This is a genomic window from Nocardia sp. NPDC050378 (genome assembly GCF_040655675.1).
Lineage (GTDB): Bacteria > Actinomycetota > Actinomycetes > Mycobacteriales > Mycobacteriaceae > Nocardia > Nocardia coubleae.
Map to the genome: position 1 here is coordinate 1 of NZ_JBFAKI010000021.1, position 17,260 is coordinate 17,260.

16 protein-coding genes are annotated in these 17,260 nt (G+C 68.0%); 8 read left to right on the forward strand and 8 right to left on the reverse strand.

Translation table 11 applies throughout. The features are described 5' to 3' along the window. Positions 1-237 precede the first annotated feature (237 nt). The 3 genes from AB0I35_RS29020 (at position 238) to AB0I35_RS29030 (ending at position 3,149) form a co-directional block, all read left to right on the forward strand. The gene (locus tag AB0I35_RS29020; protein WP_357399512.1) at positions 238-885 is read left to right on the forward strand and encodes a YdcF family protein; all 648 of its coding nucleotides are present in this window, start codon (positions 238-240) and stop codon (positions 883-885) included. Between the two features lie 86 nt (positions 886-971). After that, complete coding sequence (locus tag AB0I35_RS29025) at positions 972-1,781, forward strand: SAM-dependent methyltransferase (protein ID WP_357399513.1); 810 nt, start codon at positions 972-974, stop codon at positions 1,779-1,781. A gap of 48 nt (positions 1,782-1,829) precedes the next feature. After that, positions 1,830-3,149, forward strand: coding sequence for a sensor domain-containing diguanylate cyclase (locus AB0I35_RS29030; protein ID WP_357399514.1), 1,320 nt, complete (start codon positions 1,830-1,832; stop codon positions 3,147-3,149). On the opposite strand, the gene AB0I35_RS29035 is transcribed toward AB0I35_RS29030, so the two are convergent. After that, the gene (locus AB0I35_RS29035) at positions 3,137-4,123 is read right to left on the reverse strand and encodes an acyl-ACP desaturase (protein WP_357399515.1); all 987 of its coding nucleotides are present in this window, start codon (positions 4,121-4,123) and stop codon (positions 3,137-3,139) included. The two genes, AB0I35_RS29030 and AB0I35_RS29035, sit on opposite strands and share 13 nt — an antisense overlap. Positions 4,124-4,304: 181 nt before the next feature. On the opposite strand from AB0I35_RS29035, the gene AB0I35_RS29040 reads away from it, so the two are divergent. Together AB0I35_RS29040 and fadD32 are read left to right on the forward strand one after the other, a co-directional pair. Further along, on the forward strand, positions 4,305-5,525 hold the full coding sequence (locus AB0I35_RS29040; protein ID WP_357399516.1) for a KasA/KasB family beta-ketoacyl-ACP synthase: 1,221 nt from the start codon (positions 4,305-4,307) through the stop codon (positions 5,523-5,525). Beyond that, a complete protein-coding gene (gene fadD32, locus AB0I35_RS29045) occupies positions 5,525-7,399 on the forward strand; it encodes a long-chain-fatty-acid--AMP ligase FadD32 (RefSeq protein WP_357399517.1) in 1,875 nt (624 codons plus the stop codon). The genes AB0I35_RS29040 and fadD32 overlap by 1 nt, the downstream gene beginning before the upstream one ends. Positions 7,400-7,468: 69 nt before the next feature. On the opposite strand, the gene AB0I35_RS29050 is transcribed toward fadD32, so the two are convergent. From AB0I35_RS29050 to AB0I35_RS29070, 5 genes are all read right to left on the reverse strand, one after another. Continuing rightward, positions 7,469-9,046 carry an LCP family protein gene (locus tag AB0I35_RS29050; RefSeq protein WP_357399518.1) on the reverse strand — a complete coding sequence of 526 codons (1,578 nt, stop codon included), beginning with the start codon at positions 9,044-9,046 and terminating at the stop codon, positions 7,469-7,471. Further along, positions 9,043-10,245 carry an Ig-like domain-containing protein gene (locus AB0I35_RS29055; RefSeq protein ID WP_357399519.1) on the reverse strand — a complete coding sequence of 401 codons (1,203 nt, stop codon included), beginning with the start codon at positions 10,243-10,245 and terminating at the stop codon, positions 9,043-9,045. Before AB0I35_RS29055 ends, AB0I35_RS29050 begins: the two co-directional genes overlap by 4 nt. Before the next feature lie 26 nt (positions 10,246-10,271). Continuing rightward, positions 10,272-10,817: a YceI family protein gene (locus tag AB0I35_RS29060; protein ID WP_357399520.1), complete on the reverse strand. Its 546-nt coding sequence runs from the start codon at positions 10,815-10,817 to the stop codon at positions 10,272-10,274. Between the two features lie 88 nt (positions 10,818-10,905). Then, on the reverse strand, positions 10,906-11,100 hold the full coding sequence (locus AB0I35_RS29065; RefSeq protein ID WP_067496910.1) for a hypothetical protein: 195 nt from the start codon (positions 11,098-11,100) through the stop codon (positions 10,906-10,908). Continuing rightward, entirely contained in the window at positions 11,097-12,296 is a 1,200-nt protein-coding gene (locus AB0I35_RS29070; RefSeq protein ID WP_357399521.1) for an MFS transporter, read from the reverse strand. The genes AB0I35_RS29065 and AB0I35_RS29070 overlap by 4 nt, the downstream gene beginning before the upstream one ends. A gap of 105 nt (positions 12,297-12,401) precedes the next feature. On the opposite strand from AB0I35_RS29070, the gene AB0I35_RS29075 reads away from it, so the two are divergent. Beyond that, positions 12,402-13,232 carry a DUF72 domain-containing protein gene (locus AB0I35_RS29075; protein ID WP_357399522.1) on the forward strand — a complete coding sequence of 277 codons (831 nt, stop codon included), beginning with the start codon at positions 12,402-12,404 and terminating at the stop codon, positions 13,230-13,232. A 314-nt stretch (positions 13,233-13,546) separates the two neighbouring features. Next, positions 13,547-13,855 carry an Rv3235 family protein gene (locus AB0I35_RS29080; RefSeq protein ID WP_357399523.1) on the forward strand — a complete coding sequence of 103 codons (309 nt, stop codon included), beginning with the start codon at positions 13,547-13,549 and terminating at the stop codon, positions 13,853-13,855. Positions 13,856-13,861: 6 nt separating this feature from the next. Here AB0I35_RS29080 and AB0I35_RS29085 read toward each other — a convergent pair whose 3' ends face one another. Both AB0I35_RS29085 and AB0I35_RS29090 read right to left on the reverse strand, forming a co-directional pair. Further along, positions 13,862-14,350, reverse strand: coding sequence for a DUF4254 domain-containing protein (locus tag AB0I35_RS29085; protein ID WP_357399524.1), 489 nt, complete (start codon positions 14,348-14,350; stop codon positions 13,862-13,864). 97 nt (positions 14,351-14,447) lie between these two features. Further along, a complete protein-coding gene (locus AB0I35_RS29090; RefSeq protein WP_357399525.1) occupies positions 14,448-15,593 on the reverse strand; it encodes an acyl-CoA dehydrogenase family protein in 1,146 nt (381 codons plus the stop codon). A gap of 331 nt (positions 15,594-15,924) precedes the next feature. Between AB0I35_RS29090 and AB0I35_RS29095 the strand changes: the two genes are divergently transcribed. Further along, positions 15,925-17,211 (forward strand): hypothetical protein, encoded by a 1,287-nt coding sequence (locus AB0I35_RS29095; protein WP_357399526.1) that lies wholly within the window; start codon positions 15,925-15,927, stop codon positions 17,209-17,211. Positions 17,212-17,260: the final 49 nt, after the last annotated feature.

Sequence of the window (17,260 nt, forward strand, 5' to 3'; positions counted from 1 at the left end):
CGAACCCGGAAGCTAAGGCCACCTGCGCCGATGGTACTGCACTCGACAGGGTGTGGGAGAGTAGGACACCGCCGGACAATCATTCACGAAAGCCCCCTGACTACGGTCAGGGGGCTTTCGTTGTTTCCAGGGCAATTCGGGGCACGAAACGGAACCGACCAGCGAATGTTTCGGATTCGGCAGCGGCGGGAGCGCTTGTCCGTCACCATGATGCGACGTCGCTCTGGAGGTTGTCGCATGGACCGGCTCGCTCATCAAGTTCTCCGTCGCGGCGCTGCCGCACTCGTGCTGCCCGCCGCCCTCATCGGGGCGGTCCTCACCGCCGCACCGGTAGCCGCCGAACCCGAACCCGACCCGCTCGCCGGCATCACCGACCGGGTCACCGCCGATATGCTCGGCGCCGCGAATTCCCTTGCGGGAGTCGCGGGAATCGACCTGCCCGAAACCTACGGCCCCGAGACGGCGATCGTCGTACTCGGCTACGGCCTGCAACCCGACGGCACCATGCGTGCCGAGTTGAGCAATCGGCTGCACGCCGCGCTTGTTCAGGCGTACATGTCGCCCGCGTCGCCGGTGATCGTCACCGGCGGCAACCCGCGTAACGGGGTCACCGAGGCGCAGGTGATGGCCGACTGGCTGCATGTGCGCGGAGTGGCCAGGCACCGGCTGCACGCCGAAACCGAAGCCGGTTCCACCGTGCAGAACGCGCAGTTCTCGGCACAGCTCATGGCAGCACTCGGCGTGCACAAGGCGGTGCTCATCACCTCCGCCGACCATATGCGCCGGGCGCTGGAGAACTTTCTGGCCGCCGGGGTGCCGGTCGTCGCGACGATGACGCCGGACGTGGCGCCGCTGTGGGCGCAGCCGTACGGTGCGGACAAGTGAACCGAACCGCGCCGATGTCGGTGCCGGAGTTTACGATCATCGAATGCCGCCGGGGCGCGGCACGGAAAGACAGGGGTTGATCGGCGATGGACAGGCCTGCCTGGGCACCGGACGGTGTCGATATGCAGCAACCGAGCCCGGCTCGGATGTACGACGCACTACTCGGTGGCTCGCACAATTTCGCGGTCGACCGGATGGCTGCCGAAATGGGAACCAAGCTGGTGCCGGATCTGCCGCGCCTGGCGCTGAGCAACCGTGCGTTCCTGCGGCGGGCCGTCCGGTTCATGCTCGACGCGGGCATCCGCCAGTTCCTCGACATCGGTTCCGGCATCCCCACCGCGGGCAATGTGCACGAGATCGTGCACGAACTCGACCCGCAGGCGCGTGTGCTCTATGTCGACATCGACCCGGTGGCCGTCATGCATTCGCGCACGATCCTGCACGGGAACGAGCGGGCGGGCGCGATCGAGGCCGACCTGCGCAAGACCGACGACCTGCTGGCCGCCGTCCGGGACACCGGACTGATCGACTTCGCGCAGCCGGTCGGACTGCTGCTGATCGCGGTGCTGCATCTGGTGTCCGACGACGACGATCCGGCGGGGAAAGTGAGCGCGCTACGCGAGGTGCTCGCGCCGGGCAGTCTCGTCGCCATCTCCCACCTGACCTCGGAATTGCGGCCGGAGGACGCGGGTAAACTGAGCGCCAACGCGGCGAACGAGAACCGGGTCGGTATCCATTTCCGGCCCAAGGACGCGATCGCCGCCATGTTCGATGGTTGGGATCTGGAGTCGCCGGGCGTGGTGGAACTGCCGGCGTGGCGACCTGAGTCGGAGCGAGATCAGCACGAGAAGCCCGGGCGTTCGCTCGGTCTCGGTGGGGTCGCGCGCAAGGGCTGAGCCCGTCGTCACGGCGGTGCGAGAGACGACGACAGGGGCGGATGAACGGTGGGGTCATGGGAGCTGGCGCAGCGGTGGGCCGACGCGCTCGACGGTGTGGTCGCTCCCACCCTCACCCGCTCCCAGATCGAGGACATGCTCGCCGCCCTGTGCACGGGCCTCATCGATGCAGCCCGCGGTGGTGAGGACCCCGACGTCGCCCGGCAGGCGGCGCGCATGCTGGTCGCGGTGAACTACCGGGACCCGGCCGCGGTGAGCCGCACGGTTCCGGTGCTGTGCACCGACCTCGTCGAGCATGCCGCCGCCGGTTTCGACGACCCGGCGCTTCCCGAAATCCGTAGTCGCGCAGTCGCTTTGGCGGGTGACTTCGCGGCCGGTTTCACCGCCGCGCTGCGGGCGGCGGCACTGGCCGAACAGGAGCAGACGCTGGCCGCGGTGCTCTCGGCCGCGCAGGAGGCAGAGGACCGGCGCGCCCTGTCGGAGGCCCGTTTCGAGGCCGTTTTCGACGGTGCGCTGGTCGGCATCGGCACCGTCGACATGACCGGCAGCGTGGTGAACTGCAACCTGACGCTGGCCGAAATGCTCGGGCAGACCCCCGAGTCTATGGTCGGGCGCACCGTCGCCGACATCCTCGGCCCGGCGAACCTCAACGATGCCTTCGTCGAACTGCAGCGGATGGTCGCCGGGGAGTCGGAGAGCTTCCGGACCGAGACCGAACACATTCGCGACGACGGTCGGGTCACCTCGATCGACCTGTCGATGTCGGCGGTTCGTGACGCCGAGGGCGCGATCCGGTTCCTGGTCGGTGTCGCGGTCGACGTCACCGAGCGCAAGCAGCTGGCCGACCGGCTGTGGCACGACGCCAACCACGACGCGCTCACCGGCCTGCCGAACCGGTCGCACCTGTTCAGCCGACTCGCGGACGCCGAACCGCCGGTCGGCGTGTGCTATCTGGACCTCGACGGCTTCAAGGAGATCAACGATCTGTGGGGCCACACCATCGGTGACCGGGTGCTGCGGGTAGTCGGGGACCGGCTTCGCGACACCCTCGGCCCCCGCTCGGCGCTGCCCGCGCGCATCGGTGGCGACGAATTCCTCGTGCTCGTCGAAAAGTGTTCGGGCGAACAGGCATTGACCGAGCTGGCCGACGAGCTGATGGCGGCGTTGTCGGCGCCGCTCGAGGTGGACGGGCACATGCTCGCCGTGGGCGTGAGCATCGGCACCGCTTTCTTCGAACAGCCACCGGCCGCCGCCGACGAACTGCTCCAAGCCGCCGACGCCGCGATGTACCGGAACAAACACCACGCGCGAGCGGCGATCCGGCCACAGGTGCACCGGTCGCCGCCCGCGCTCGATCAGACCAGCTGACGTTGCTTCGCGCGCGCGAGTGAACGATCGCGCTGTTCCTCGAAGCGCACCACGTCCTGGCGCAACCGGTCGAGGAAGGCGGCCAGATCGTCGCGTGCCTGCTCGCCGCGCGGACCGAAATCGGTGCGCTCGAAGATGTTCCATTTGCGCAGCACCGGTAGCAGGACTTCCTCGAGGTGCTGGCGCAGATCGTAGATGCCGTGCTTGGCCATCAGCACACCGTTGCGGCGCCACCCGGGCATGCCCGCGCCCGGCATCTGGAAACCGGCCACGATGGTCGCGATCGCCTCCATGGTCTGGTCGGGTGCCAGGTCGAGGGCGGCAGCGCACAGGTTGCGGTAGAAGATCATGTGCAGGTTCTCGTCGGCGGCGATGCGGGCGAGCATGCGGTCGGCGATCGGGTCGTCGCAGGCACGGCCGGTGTTGCGGTGGCTCACCCGGGTGGCCAGTTCCTGGAAGGTCACATACGCCACCGAGTACAGGAAACCGGCGCCGGAGGTGTCGCGCACAGCGAAGGCACCGGCCTTCTCGTCGACCACCGACATGGCCGAGTAGCCGTTGGTCATGTGGATCATTCGCGCGTTCTCGAGTGCGACCGGGTCGACGCCGCGCGTCACGACCAAATAGTCACGCATCACGATGCCGTGCCGGTTCTCCTCGGCGGTCCAGCGGCCGACCCAGGTGCCCCAGGCGCCGTCCTGGGAGAAGTTCTCGGCGATCTCCCGGTGATAAGAGGGCAGGTTGTCCTCGGTGAGCAGATTCGTGATCATCGCTGCCTTGGCGACCTCGTTCAAGGCGGATTGCTCTGGCGCCCAATCGATTCCGCCCATCGATGCGAAGTTGCGGCCCTGCTCCCACGGCACGTAGTCGTGCGGATGCCAGTCCTTGGCCATCGATAGATGACGATCGACATTGCGCGCCGCAACATCTTCCAATTCGATCAGCAGTTCCAGCTGGGTGAGGTTCCTGGCCACGCTCGTGCCCTTTCGCTGCAGGGAAAAGCAAGAGTCGGTAATGTTGCCGGTCGTCGCCGAGAATAGACCCGGCACAAGGCACCTGGCGAAACGCGGTGCCATTCTCTACGCTTCACCAGTTCAGCTCCATCAGCGGTTCCCGTTCAGTCGTGGCATAGCTAGAGAGAGTGAGCGAAGAATTATGACGGACATCGTGGTCACGAGCCTTGCGGCGACCACGTCGATCGCGGGCGACGTCGACTCGACCTGGAAAGGTCTGCTCAACGGCGAGAGCGGGATCGACGTCCTGGAGGACTCCTTCATCGACGACTTCGACCTTCCGGTGCGGATCGGTGGTCACCTGAAGGTGTCGCCGGCGGCCTCGCTCACCCGCGAGGAGGCGCGCCGGTTGTCCTACGTCGAGCAGATGGCCGTGGCGCTCGGCCGTGAGGTCTGGCGCAACGCGGGCAGCCCCGAGGTCGACCTGGACCGGCTCGGCGTCTCCATCGGTACTGGGCTCGGCGGTGCCGAATCCCTGCTGTACGCGCGGGACAAGCTGTCCAACGGCGGCTACCGGAAGGTGTCGCCGCAGACCGTGGCGGCCATGATGCCCAACGGCGCCGCCGCGTGTGTCGGCGTCGAATTGGGCGCGCGCGCAGGCGTTTCCACGCCCGTTTCGGCGTGTTCGTCGGGTTCGGAGGCCATCGCCAACGCGTGGCGGATGATCGTGATGGGCGATGCCGACATGGTGGTGACCGGCGGGGTGGAAGGCTGCATCCAGGCGGTGCCGATCGCGGCCTTCACCCAGATGCGTGCCATGAGCACCCGCAATCACGACCCCAAGGGCGCCTCACGCCCGTTCGACGTCGACCGCGACGGCTTCGTCTTCGGTGAGGCCGGGGCGATGATGGTGATCGAGACCGAGGCCCATGCCAAGGCGCGCGGGGCGACGATCCACGCGCGCCTGCTCGGTGCGGGAGTCACCTCCGACGGCTTCCACCTGGTCGCGCCCGACCCCGACGGCACCGGTGCGGCTCGGGCGATGACGCGGGCCATGCAGACCGGCGGCATCAGCCGCACCGACGTCACCCACATCAACGCCCACGCCACCGCTACCCCCATCGGCGACACCGCCGAGGCCAACGCGATCGGCAAGGCCATCGGGTCGCATGCCTCGGTGTACGCGCCGAAATCGGCGCTCGGGCATTCGATCGGCGCGGTCGGTGCGCTGGAATCGGTGATCACCGTGCTCAGCGTGCGCGACAGCGTCGTCCCGCCCACGCTGAACCTGGAGAACCAGGACCCCGCGATCGACCTCGATGTGGTCTCGGGTCAGGCGCGGCCGGGCCGCATCGATTACGCGGTGAACAACTCGTTCGGCTTCGGCGGGCACAACGTGGCCTTGGCCTTCGGGCGGTTCTGATGATCGGCGAGACACTCGACGACTACCTCGACGAGCAGGGCGCCATCCGAATTCCCGGTAACCAGACGCTCATCGATTTCGTCGACAAGCACAGCGAGGCCAACGGCGACGAGCTGGCCTACCGGTTCATCGATTACTCGCGGGAACGCGACGGCGAGTACCAGGAGCTCACCTGGCGTGAGTTCGGAGTGCGGTTGCGGGCGGTGGCGGCGCGTCTGCAGCAGGTCACCGAGCCGGGCGACCGTGTTGCGGTCCTGGCGCCGCAGGGGCTCGACTATGTGGTGGCGCTGTTCGCGGCGGTGTACGCGGGCAATGTCGCGGTGCCGTTGTTCGATCCGGAGGAGCAGGGGCACAGCGATCGGTTGCACGCGGTGCTCGGTGACTGCGAACCGGCCGCGGTGCTCACCGTCACCGGTTCGGCGGCGGGGGTACGCAACTTCTTCCGTGAACAGCCGAACACGCGAAGGCCGAGAATCATCGCGGTGGAGGCGATTCCCGACGCGGTGGGATCGCGCTGGCGCAGGCCCGACATCTCGATCGACAGCGTGGCCTACCTGCAGTACACCTCCGGCTCCACCCGGGTGCCCGCCGGTGTGGAGATCACCCATCGCTCAGTCGGCACCAATCTGCTCCAGATGATCGACGCCATCGGCATCACCGAGAACGCGCGCGGTGTCACCTGGCTGCCGCTGTTCCACGACATGGGTCTGCTCACGGTGATCCTGCCGACCATCGGCGGCAAGTTCATCACCATCATGTCGCCGAGCGCGTTCGTGCGCAGGCCCTCGCGCTGGATCAAGGAACTCGCCGCACAGGCCGACGGTGCCGAGATCTACTCGGCCGCACCGAACTTCGCGTTCGAGCACGCCGCGGTGCGCGGGTTGCCCAAAGGCGACGAGACACTCGATCTGTCGAACGTGATCGGGCTCATCAACGGCAGCGAACCGGTTTCGGTGTCCTCGATGCGCAAGTTCAACGAGGCGTTCGCGCCGTTCGGGCTGTCCAAGACCGCGATCAAACCCTGCTACGGGATGGCCGAGGCGACGCTGTTCGTATCGGCCACCCGCCGCGAGGACGAGGCGCGGGTGGTCTATGTGGACCGGGGCAAACTCAATGCCGGGCGCATGGTCGAGGTCGACGAGCACGCCGCGCAGGCGGTGGCCCAGGTGTCGTGCGGGTATGTCGCCAGGTCGCAGTGGGCTGTGATCGTCGATCCGGAGACGGGTATCGAGCGGCGTGACGGCGAGGTCGGCGAGATCTGGCTGCACGGCGACAACATGGGCATCGGGTACTGGGGGCGGCCGGAGGAGACAGCGCAGACCTTCCACAACCGGGTGACCCGCAATCCGATCGGCAGCCGGGCCGAGGGCGCGCCGGCGGACGCGACCTGGATGCGCACCGGCGACTTCGGTGCCTACTACGACGGGGAACTGTTCATCACCGGCCGGGTGAAGGACCTCGTCATCGTCGACGGACGTAATCACTACCCGCAGGACCTCGAGTATTCGGCACAGGAAGCGAGCAACGCGCTGCGGCCGGGCTTCGTCGCGGCGTTCTCGGTTCCGGCGGGAGAATTGCCCGCGCCGGTGCGGGTGGCCGATGCCGACGACATCGCCGAACAGCTGGTCGTGGTGGCCGAAAGAGGTTCGGGTGCCGCGAAACTCGATCCGCAGCCGATCATCGACACGGTGCGCGCGGCGATCTCGCGCAGGCACGGCGTGACGGTGCGTGATGTGCTGCTGGTGCCTGCTGGTTCGATTCCGCGGACCTCGAGCGGCAAGATCGCCCGGCGCGCGTGCCGGGCGGCGTACCTCGACGGGACGCTGCGTGGGGGTTACCGGCAGCAGGACTATCCTGACGCTCCGGTCGACTGAAGTCACCGAAAACGGCTCGGCCGCTGGGAAACCGGTGGCCGAGCCGTTTGTCTTCGACCGCGGAGCGGATCAGTTCACGCAGGGGATCGTGTCGCCGATATTGGTGGTGAGTGGTTTCCCGGCGTCCGGCAGGGGCTGTCCGGCAACGCTGCTCGTCGTGGTTATGGGGCGGGTGGTGGTGGTCGGGCTCAGTTCGGCCGGGGGAGTGAAGTCGGTGCCGAGGATGACGCGCACGTGGCCGTCCTCAACCCAGGGTGACGCGGAAACCGGAAGGCCACCGAGGATTTCGGCGACAGCACGCGCGTCCTGGATAGCGCCGGGGCCGTAGGTGACCGCCGAATAGGGCTCGTCGTTGCCGTCACCACCGCCGACCTCGCCCTTGCCGTAGCCGCGCGCGGTCAGCATCTTCGACACCAGGGCAGCCTGCCCGGTCGTCGAACCGACATTGTGCACGTCCACCACGGCATCGGGATTCGCCGCCGCCATAGTGGTGGTCGGGGTCTGCTGACCGAAAGCCGCGCGCACCTCGCGTTTGATGGCAGCCGGATCGACGATATTGACGTCCTGGCCGTCGATCACGTCGTAGCGCAGCACCGGCAGGGTGCGGAACTCGACCGGGATGCTGCCCGCCGCACCGAGATCGCGGACGAACTCGAACAGATCCCAGCCTTGCGACAGCACGATGTCGCGGTGGGCGGCATCCATCAGGGCGGACAGCTTGCTCAGATCGGTGAGCGTGCCGGAGTCCTTGAGCGACTTGGCGACCGAGGTGAGAAACGCCTGCTGACGGTGGGTGCGGTCGAGGTCGCCGTTGGGCAGACCGTGGCGCTGGCGCACGAACGCGAGGGCCTGGGCCGCATCGAGGTGCTGACGGCCCGCCGGGAACACCGCGCCGGAGAACTCGCTGTCGTCGACGGCGTTGGTCAGGCACACATCGACGCCGCCCACCGCGTCGGCAAGGTCGTAGAACCCCGCGAGCGAGATCTCGGCGAACCGGTCGATCGGCACCCCGACCAGGTTGCGCACCGTGGTGACGATGGATTCGCGGCCCGCCTCCCGGCTGCGGCGCTCGAGTTCCACCGGGTCGTCGACACCCTGCTCCATCAGTTTCGCCTGCACCACGGCCTTTTTCAGGCCGTACGCCTCTTTGATCTTGATTCGCGAGTAGCCGGGGATGCCGGTGACCGCCACGTAGTTGTCGCGGGGGATGGAGAAGGCGACGATCTTGCTCATGTCGGCCGGAATGTGCAGCAGGATCAGCGAATTGGCGTTGTAGCCGCCTTCGCTGCCGTCACCGGCGTGCAGCTGATCGAGGATCGCTTTCGGCAGGTCCTTGCCGTCGAGGTCTTTGCGGGTGTCCAGGCCGATCAGCAGGATGTTGACCGCGCCGTCGAGCGAGCGCGGCGCGTCGTCCCCCAGCGCGTCGGAGTGCAGGAAACCGGCATCGAAACCGTTCTTCGCCGACCAGGCGAGGCCGGTACCCGCCAGCACCGCGAGCGCGACGGCGGCGACGAACATCCTGGTGACGATCGAGCCGATGCGGCGCAACCGGGCATGGCCGGTCGACCGGGGGACGGGTGGGGCGCCGATACGTCTGGGCGGCTGCCGGCGCGGCCAGGGCGCCGGTGGTTCATCGATCCGGTTCACCTCAGGGCACTACCCGCCAGCCACTGGTCCCAGGGCACGCTCCAGTCACCGTTCTGCCACACTTCGAGCGGTGCGCCGCCGGTATTGCGGATTTCCACCACATCGCCGGGCTGGGAGAACTCGTAGAACCAGCGCGCGTTCTCCCCGCTCAGGTTGAGGCAGCCGTGCGAGACGTTGGTGTTGCCCTGCGCCCAGATGGTGTCGTCGAGTTGATGCAGGTAGATGCCGTCGGTGCTGATCCTGGTCGCCCAGCCGATGGTCTCCTTGTAGCCGAGGCGCGAGTTCACGGGCAGACCGTAGGTGGAGGAATCCATCACCACCGGATTGGCCTTGTCCATCACCGTGTAGATACCGGGCTGGGTCCAGAAGGAGATGGTCTTGCCCGCGACTTCCTCGCTGCCGCCGCGACCCATCGAGGTCGGCATGGTGCGCACGAGGGTGCCGTTCTCGTAGACCTGGACCTGTTTGGTCGTGTCGTCGACGATCGAGACGTGGGACGGGCCGATGGTGAAGCTGGTCTCGGTGTCCTCCTGGCCGTAGAGGCCGCCGCCGAGGTCCTTGCCGTAGATATCTGCGGCGAGCGTCACGCGGGTACCCGGCTCGTAGTAGTTCTGCGGGCGCCAGTGGGCGTTGCGGTCGTCGAGCCAGTACCAGGAGCCGGTGACGGGCGGGTCGGTGGTGACCGACAGGTGCCGTTCGGCGGTGGCGCGATCCGGCACGTTCTCGTCGAAATGGGCCACGACAACCGTGCCGACGCCGAAGGTTCCCTGTGGTGACAGGGCCGTGCCGCCCGTGGTGCGGAAATACACCTTGGTCTGGTTGTTGGGGGCCAGCGTGGTGAACGTCGAGGTGGTCGGCTCGGTGCCGCGGTCGGTCGCGGCGGTGATCGTGTAGGTGCGGCCGTAGCCGAGGGGTTCGGTCGGCTTCCACGCGGTGCGGTCGGGGGTGAAGACGCCCTCCACCTCGTTGCCCTGCTCATTGGTCATCGTGACCGAGGTGAGCGTGCCTTCGCTGGTGCCGACCCGGACCGGGGCCAGCGGGTCGATCTCGGTGGCGCCCGGCTCGGGCGACACCGAGACCACGGCCTCGGGTGGGGTCCGGGTCGAGGACCCGGAGTCGGTGGTCGAGCCGCCGCAGGCCGCGACCAGCAGCAGCACGAGCACGGCGGCCAGCGCGGCCGAACAACGTTGTCGAATCATCTGCCCCTCCCTCGGTCCGGTTCCGCTCAGCTCTGCAGGCCGACCTCGATGTCGAGGGACAGGTTGATCTTGTCGCCGATCACCGCGCCGCCGTCGGCCATCGGCATGTCGATGGTGAGGCCGAAATCGCGGCGGTTCACGGTGGCGGTCGCGGTGAAACCGGCGACCGGCGCGTCGGCCATGCCGGGGCCGGTGCCGAGGAATTCCACGTCGAGGGTGACCGGATGGGTGATGCCACGAACGGTGAAATCGCCGGTGACGCTGAATTCGGTGCTCAGGGCCTTGAATCCGGTGGCCTTGAAGGTGGCCGTGGGGTAGTTGGCGGCGTCGAAGAAGTCGGCGGTGGCCAGGTGGGCGTCACGCTGGGGGTTGTCGGTGGTGAGCGAGGCGACCTGGATCTCGGCTTCGGTGTCGGCGGTGCCGTCGTCGTGGACGACGAGGGTGCCGGAGAAGTCGGTGAACCGGCCGCGCACCTTGCTCACCATGAGGTGACGAACCGAGAAGCCGAGGCTGGAGTGGGCCGGGTCGATGACCCAGGTTCCCACGGCCAATCCCTTGGGGGGTGCCGACATGATCTCTCCTCACTTGACGATCCGGCCGAGACGGCCGGCGGGGCGTGAAGCGATAACGAACCCAGCCTAGCCCGGCGGAGAGTATCGGTCAGCTATCGCTGCTCGTCCGTTCGCCGAGGAACCGCAGCAGCGCGGGGTCGGCGGAGGTGAACCGGTCGACCTCCTGGCCGCCGGTGCATTCGAACAAACCGATGGTGACGCTGTCGGCGCGGCGGGTGAGCACCCGCCAGATCGCGCCCGAATCCGCCCAGCGGCGCAGGGTTTCGACCGGGTCGGTGCTCATACCCGTTCACGATAGTTGGCCGCGACCAGCGCGAGGCAGGCCGCGGCGATCGTCGCGGTCACCAGATACATGGCGGGATAACCGAAGCCGAAGCTGCCGTGCAGCGCCGACAGGATCGCGGGCACACCGAAACCGAGGTAACTCACCGAATAGAACACCGCGTTCAGCCCGGCCAGGTCCCCGGGACCCGCGATCCGCTCGATCTGCTGTAGTCCCGCGACCAGGCCGATGCCGTAACCGCTGCCGAGGACCACGGCGGTGAGCAGCGTCGCGCCGATGGTGAGGGTCGACGCGGTCCACGCCGCGAGCAGCATGCCGGCGGTGAGCAGCACGAGCGCGAGCACCGCGGCGCGGGCGGTGCCGGGCCGGTCGATGCGACGCGCGACCGATTGAATGGTGAAACCGCAGCCGAGCGTGACCATGGTGACCAGGGCGGAGAACGCGATCGGGGCCTCGCCGACCTGCCCGAGCATGAGCGTGGGCAGCACGGCGTAGGCGGTGGCGTTGGCGGTGAACAACCACAGGGCCACGGGCACCGCGACCCGCAAGAAGCGGCGGTGACCTGCGGCCGGGATCTTCAGATCGTCGAGCAGGCGGGCTCGATGCGTTTGTCGCCGCACGGTTTCCGGCGCTCTCACCAGCCAGGCCGTCGCCAGAACACACAGCGCCACATTGACCAGATACGCGGTGGAATCGGGCAGCGGACCCCACTGCGCGAGCACGCCCGCCACCCCCGCGCCGAGGGCGAAACCCGCGGTCAGGCTCATCGCCGAGCGGCGGGCGCCGACGCCTGGCCCGGACAGTTCTTTGAGCCAGCTGCCGCCGACGGCCATCGCCAGCCCGAGCGCGACACCGCACAGCATCCGCCCGGCCGCGAGCATCGGCACCGACGACGCCCCCGCCGCCAGCAACAGCGAACCGGTCGCGGCGACGAGCGGGGCGGGCAGCATGAGCGGGCGCCTGCCGAATCGGTCCGACAGCGGACCGCCGATGAGCAGGGCGGGCACGATGCCGAGCACGTAGTAGAAGAGCAGCAGATCGACGGCCGTGGCGGCCAGTCCGTGCCCCTTGTACATCACCAGCAACGGGGCGAACTCGTTGCCGCCCCAGGCGATCGCCACTACGGCGGCCGAGACCGCCTGCCAGGCGCGGGTCGCCGGGACAGCACGGGGCCGCTCGCTGGTGAGAATCGCCATCACAGGCCCTTTCCGTCGTGCGCGCACCGGGGAAACGCGCACGGGCGAAATGGTGGCAACCGGTCTCATTTTAGGGACGGGCGCTCGCTGTAATACGGTCGGGTAGTGCGTGAGCTGCGGGTGGGGTGTGCGATGTGGACTCATCCGCAGTGGTCCGCGTCGGCCGAGAAGCTGCGTTCCTACGCCGCGCACTGCGGCGCCGTGGAGGGCAATACGACCTTCTACGCGACCCCCTCGGCCTCGACGGTGCAATCCTGGGCGCGTCAGACCGCGCCGGACTTCCGGTTCGTCCTCAAACCGCCCAGGGCGATCACCCACGAACGAAGGCTCGTCGACGCGCGCGCCGAACTCGCCGCCTTTCTGGACGTGATGGCGCCGCTCGGCTCCCGGGTGCACGCGCTGTGGTTGCAGCTGCCCGCGTCGTTCGGTCCCGGTGATCTCGGTGCGCTCGCCCGGTTCCAGCGTGAGCTGCCCTCGGGCCTGCGCTGCGCCGTCGAGGTGCGGCACCCGGCCTTCTTCACCGACGACCGCGCCGCCGTGCAGCTGGAACGGGTGCTCGGGCGAATCGGCGCCGAATGGGTGCCCTTCGATACGACGGTGCTGTTCGACGGGCCCTCGGCCGACCCGGCCGAGGTGGAGGCGCGGGCGAAGAAGCCTCGGGTGCCCAGGCGTACCCGAGCGCTCACCGAGTACCCGATCGTGCGCTATCACGGCCGTTCCGACGAGGAGCGCACGGTGGCCGGGTGGGCGCCCTGGGTGGAGACGGTGGCGCGGTGGTTGCGGGAAGGCCGGTCGCCGACGGTCTTCGTGCACACGCCCGACAACGCGGCGGCCCGCGACCTGGCCCGCCGGTTCCACGCCGAGGTCGCCGCGGTGGTTCCCGAGCTGCCACCGCAACCCGTTGGCGGCACCGAGGAACCGATGACACTGTTCTGACCAGCCTGTTCGCGCCGATTCCGCGCACACTTGTCGGCGGGTCGTGGCATGCTGTGCGCCAGCACTGGGGAGTGTGTGGGCGGGACTCGAGGGGACAGCCCATGTCTGGGTCGATGGAGGGAACGTCGTTGTTGCCCGCGCCGCACTGTGAGCCGCGCTTGGAGCACGGCGGGCGATCGGAAGAGGTTGTGCCGCATCGGGTTACCCGGGCGCGCACGCGGCGGTCCGGGCACGGCACGCCCGCGGGGATCAGGCGCGCGGTACGCGGTGCGTGTGTTGCGCAGACGCCGGCCGTCGAATCAACGCCGGACACAATGCGATTCGCCGAGCAGGTGCTGCGGTGGGTGCTCGAAGTCCTGGACCGGCGGCGGTCGGTCACGCATCTGCGACCCTTCGCCGATCCGCTGGTGGTGTCGGCGGTCGCCACCATGCTCGCCCAGGATCTGGTTCCAGGAAAGGGATTGGGCGCCGCCAATCTCACCCGTGTCCGGCAGACCTCGGCCGAACCGGGAGCAGCCGAGGTGTTCGCCCTGTATCAGCGGGGCGAGCGCACCCTCGCCATCGCCGGACGGATCGAATCGAGCAAGGACACCTGGCGGTTGGTCGCACTGCGAATGTATTGAAGAAGGCTATTCGGTGCCCGGCCGATGCTGGTCGGCTTGGTCGCGGCCGCTGCCGGGGGCGTCGTCGGAGCCGTCGGGCAGGCGGCGCGTGCCGTTGGCCACCTCGGCGACGAGATCGTTGTAGCCGCAGGCCAATTCGTGCAGCCGCTGCTGAGCGGCACGCAACTCGTCCTCGGCGCCGCAGGCCAGCGCCCGGTAGGTGAGCGCGGCGAAATGGGCCATGCGATCGACAACGGCGCCGATGCTCTCGGTGTGCATCGGCGCCGTTGTCGGTGGTTTCGGCGAGCGGAGCAGCACCCAGCGGTCGATCTCGCAGACCAACCGGGCGCGCTCCCAATCGATATCGCTGGTGTCGCCGGGCACCAGCTGTTCGCGGCGTTCGTGCAGGGCCGCCAGTTCGTGCGCGGCCGTGAGCACGGGGTCGGCGGACCCGGTGACCCCGCACACGGCGCGCATCATGTCGGCGCGGGCAGGCAGTCCCGGTTCCCTGTCCACGTTTCGCCGCACCGTCCTGTCCGAGTTCGTACCGTTTTCCGCAGAACATTCGTCCCGGTCGCTGATACGGATAGGTCGGACGGTTCCGCCCGCGGTCCTACAGGCTGCGCGCGATGATCTCCTTCATGATCTCGTTGGTGCCCGCGTAGATCAGCTGCACGCGGTTGTCCACCCACATGCGCGCGATCGGGTACTCGTTCATGTAGCCGTAGCCACCGAACAGCTGCAGGCAGGTGTCGGCGATCTGCATCGCCTTGTCGGTGCACCACCACTTGGCCATCGCGACGGTGGGGATGTCGAGCTCGCCGCGCAGGTGCTTCTCGATGCAGTCGTCGATGAACACGCGCGCGATGCGGGCCTCGGTGGCGACCTCGGCCAGCTTGAACTTGGTGTTCTGGAAACCGAACACCGGACGGCCGAACGCCTCGCGCTCCTTGGTGTAGCGCAGCGTGTGCTCGAGCGCGACCTCCATGCCCGCGACCGCACCGTGGGCCACGATCAGGCGCTCCTGGGGCAGCTGCTGCATCAGCTGGACGAAGCCCTGACCCTCCTGGGTGCCGAGCAGGTTGCTCACCGGGACGCGCACGTCCTCGAAGAACAGCTCGGAGGTGTCCTGACCCTTCTGACCGATCTTGTCGAGCACGCGGCCGCGACGGAAGCCCTCGCGGTCGGCCTCGACCAGCACCAGCGAGACGCCGGAGGCACCCTGGGTGGGGTCGGTCTTGGCGACCACGATGATGAGATCGGCCTGGGCGCCGTTGGTGATGAAGGTCTTGGAGCCGTTGATGACGTACTCGTCGCCGTCGCGGATCGCCTTGGCCTTCACGGCCTGCAGGTCGGAGCCGGTGCCGGGCTCGGTCATGGCGATGGCACCGACGACCTCACCGGAGGCCATCTTGGGCAGCCACTGCTTCTTCTGCTCCTCGGTGCCGTAGGCGAGCAGGTAGTGGGCGACGATGCCGTTGTGCAGGCTCACGCCCCACGAGGTGTCGACGGCGCGCGCCTGCTCCTCCATCAGCACCGCCTCGTGGGCGAAGGTGCCGCCACCGCCGCCGTACTCCTCCGGGATCGACAGACAGAGCAGACCCACTTCGCCCGCCTTGTTCCACAGGTCGCGATCCACATGGTGCTGCTCGCGGTACTTGTCGATATTAGGGGCGAGTTCCTTGGCCATGAAGGCGCGGGCGAGGTCGCGCAGGGCGTCCAGATCCTCGTTCATCCAGCTGGACCGATTGGCGGCCATCGAGTCTCCTTATTACGGCTCGGCACAGCACCGGCCTCAGGCGTGACCGGTGGTTACGGATACAGTGTGTACCAATATTGGCGGAGTGACAATAGCGGCTTCGATCGGGGTCGCGAACGGTGTTCGACAACATTTGAGCCGCAGTGAAGTGAAAAGTGGGCTGTTTCGGCCGCCGGTGTGAAATGCGCGTGTCGCTCGCGGCGCGCCGCGTTTGGGCAGTGGTGTGGGAGCATCGGTTTCGCGCCGGAGGGTGAATGCACTAAGAATGGCGTGTGCCGTTCACACGTGTGCTCACCTGTCTGCCATCGCGATCCCGGGGCGGTGGTCTGGCATGACCAGCGAATCGCCCCTCGAGGACGACGTCAGCCAGCTCGCCCAGCGCGTCGAACGGGCGCGCGGACGACTCGCCTACCAGTTCGACCCGGCGCTCACCGACGCCCTGTCCGAGGACGAACTGCGCGCCGAACGTGAACTCGCCGAACGCATCCGTGAACAGGATCGCGAACAGCGCTGGAAACACACCCAGGCGATGGCGCAGGCCTCGGACCGTGCAAGGCAGACCACCGAAGCTATCGAGAAGGCCGACATGCGAGATCTGCTGCTCGCCAGGAAGGCGATGGCCGCCCAGCGGCGCGAATCGAGCCCGCACGCCAAACTCGCCTCGCTGTATCGGCACCGGTCCTGGTCATTGAAGGCGCTGGCGGGCGTGGTCGCCGCGGGCATGCTGTGGTCGGCGGTGAACGTGCAGCAGAACATCGCGCCCGGCGGGCCGACGGACCCGCTGTTCTGGTTCAGTTACCTGCTCGAGGCCATGATCAGCGTGTGTCTGATCATCATCATGGTCGGTACCAACAAGGTGGCCGAATGGGGTGTCATCGACAACCGGCGCCAGGTGGCGCTGGCCGAGATGGCGCTGCTCTCGCTCACCGTCACGCTCAACACCTACCCCTATGTGCGTGACGGCCGCTGGTACGACGCCGCGGTGCATGCCGTCGCGCCCGTGATGATCGGTGTCGCGTTGCTCATCCACGACGCGGTGAGTGCCAGGTACGGCCTGGCGATCACCCGGGCGACCAGCCAGGTCAGGGACCTGCCCGACCCCGCCGAGAGCATCCTCAACCGCCAGGCCGTCGACGGCGTGCGCCTCACCTACACCCCACCGATGACCGGAAGTACCCGCATCGAGTCGGCGCCGCCCGCGCCGTCGGTGACCGCCCCGATCACCCGCGAACCCGCCTGGACCCCGTCCGAGCCGGTCTCCAACGGCAGGCCGGCCGAGAAGCGCAAGCGTTTCGGCATCGGCAAGCCGTCCTCGGGTGACAAGGCCACAGCGAAGAAGACCGTCGTCGCCGCCGCCGAACCGGTGAAGGAAACGCCCAAACCGGCCGAGCAGGTGAAGACCACCGACTCGGTCCCCGCCGCCCGCAAGAGCACGATCTCCGACATCGAGGCCCGGGTCGAAAAGGCCTTCGCCGAAGCCAACTTCGGCTACGAGGCCATCGAACCGACCAGCATCTACGACACCGGCCAGTTCCGCATCGCCGAGAGCCTGGAACAGGAACTCAACGAGATGCGCGAGGCCCGGAGGCAGGCCCGCAAGGAGCGCGCGGGGTCGTAGGCGCTCCTGACACACACGCAAAACCGCCCTGGTTCCGAGTGAACCAGGG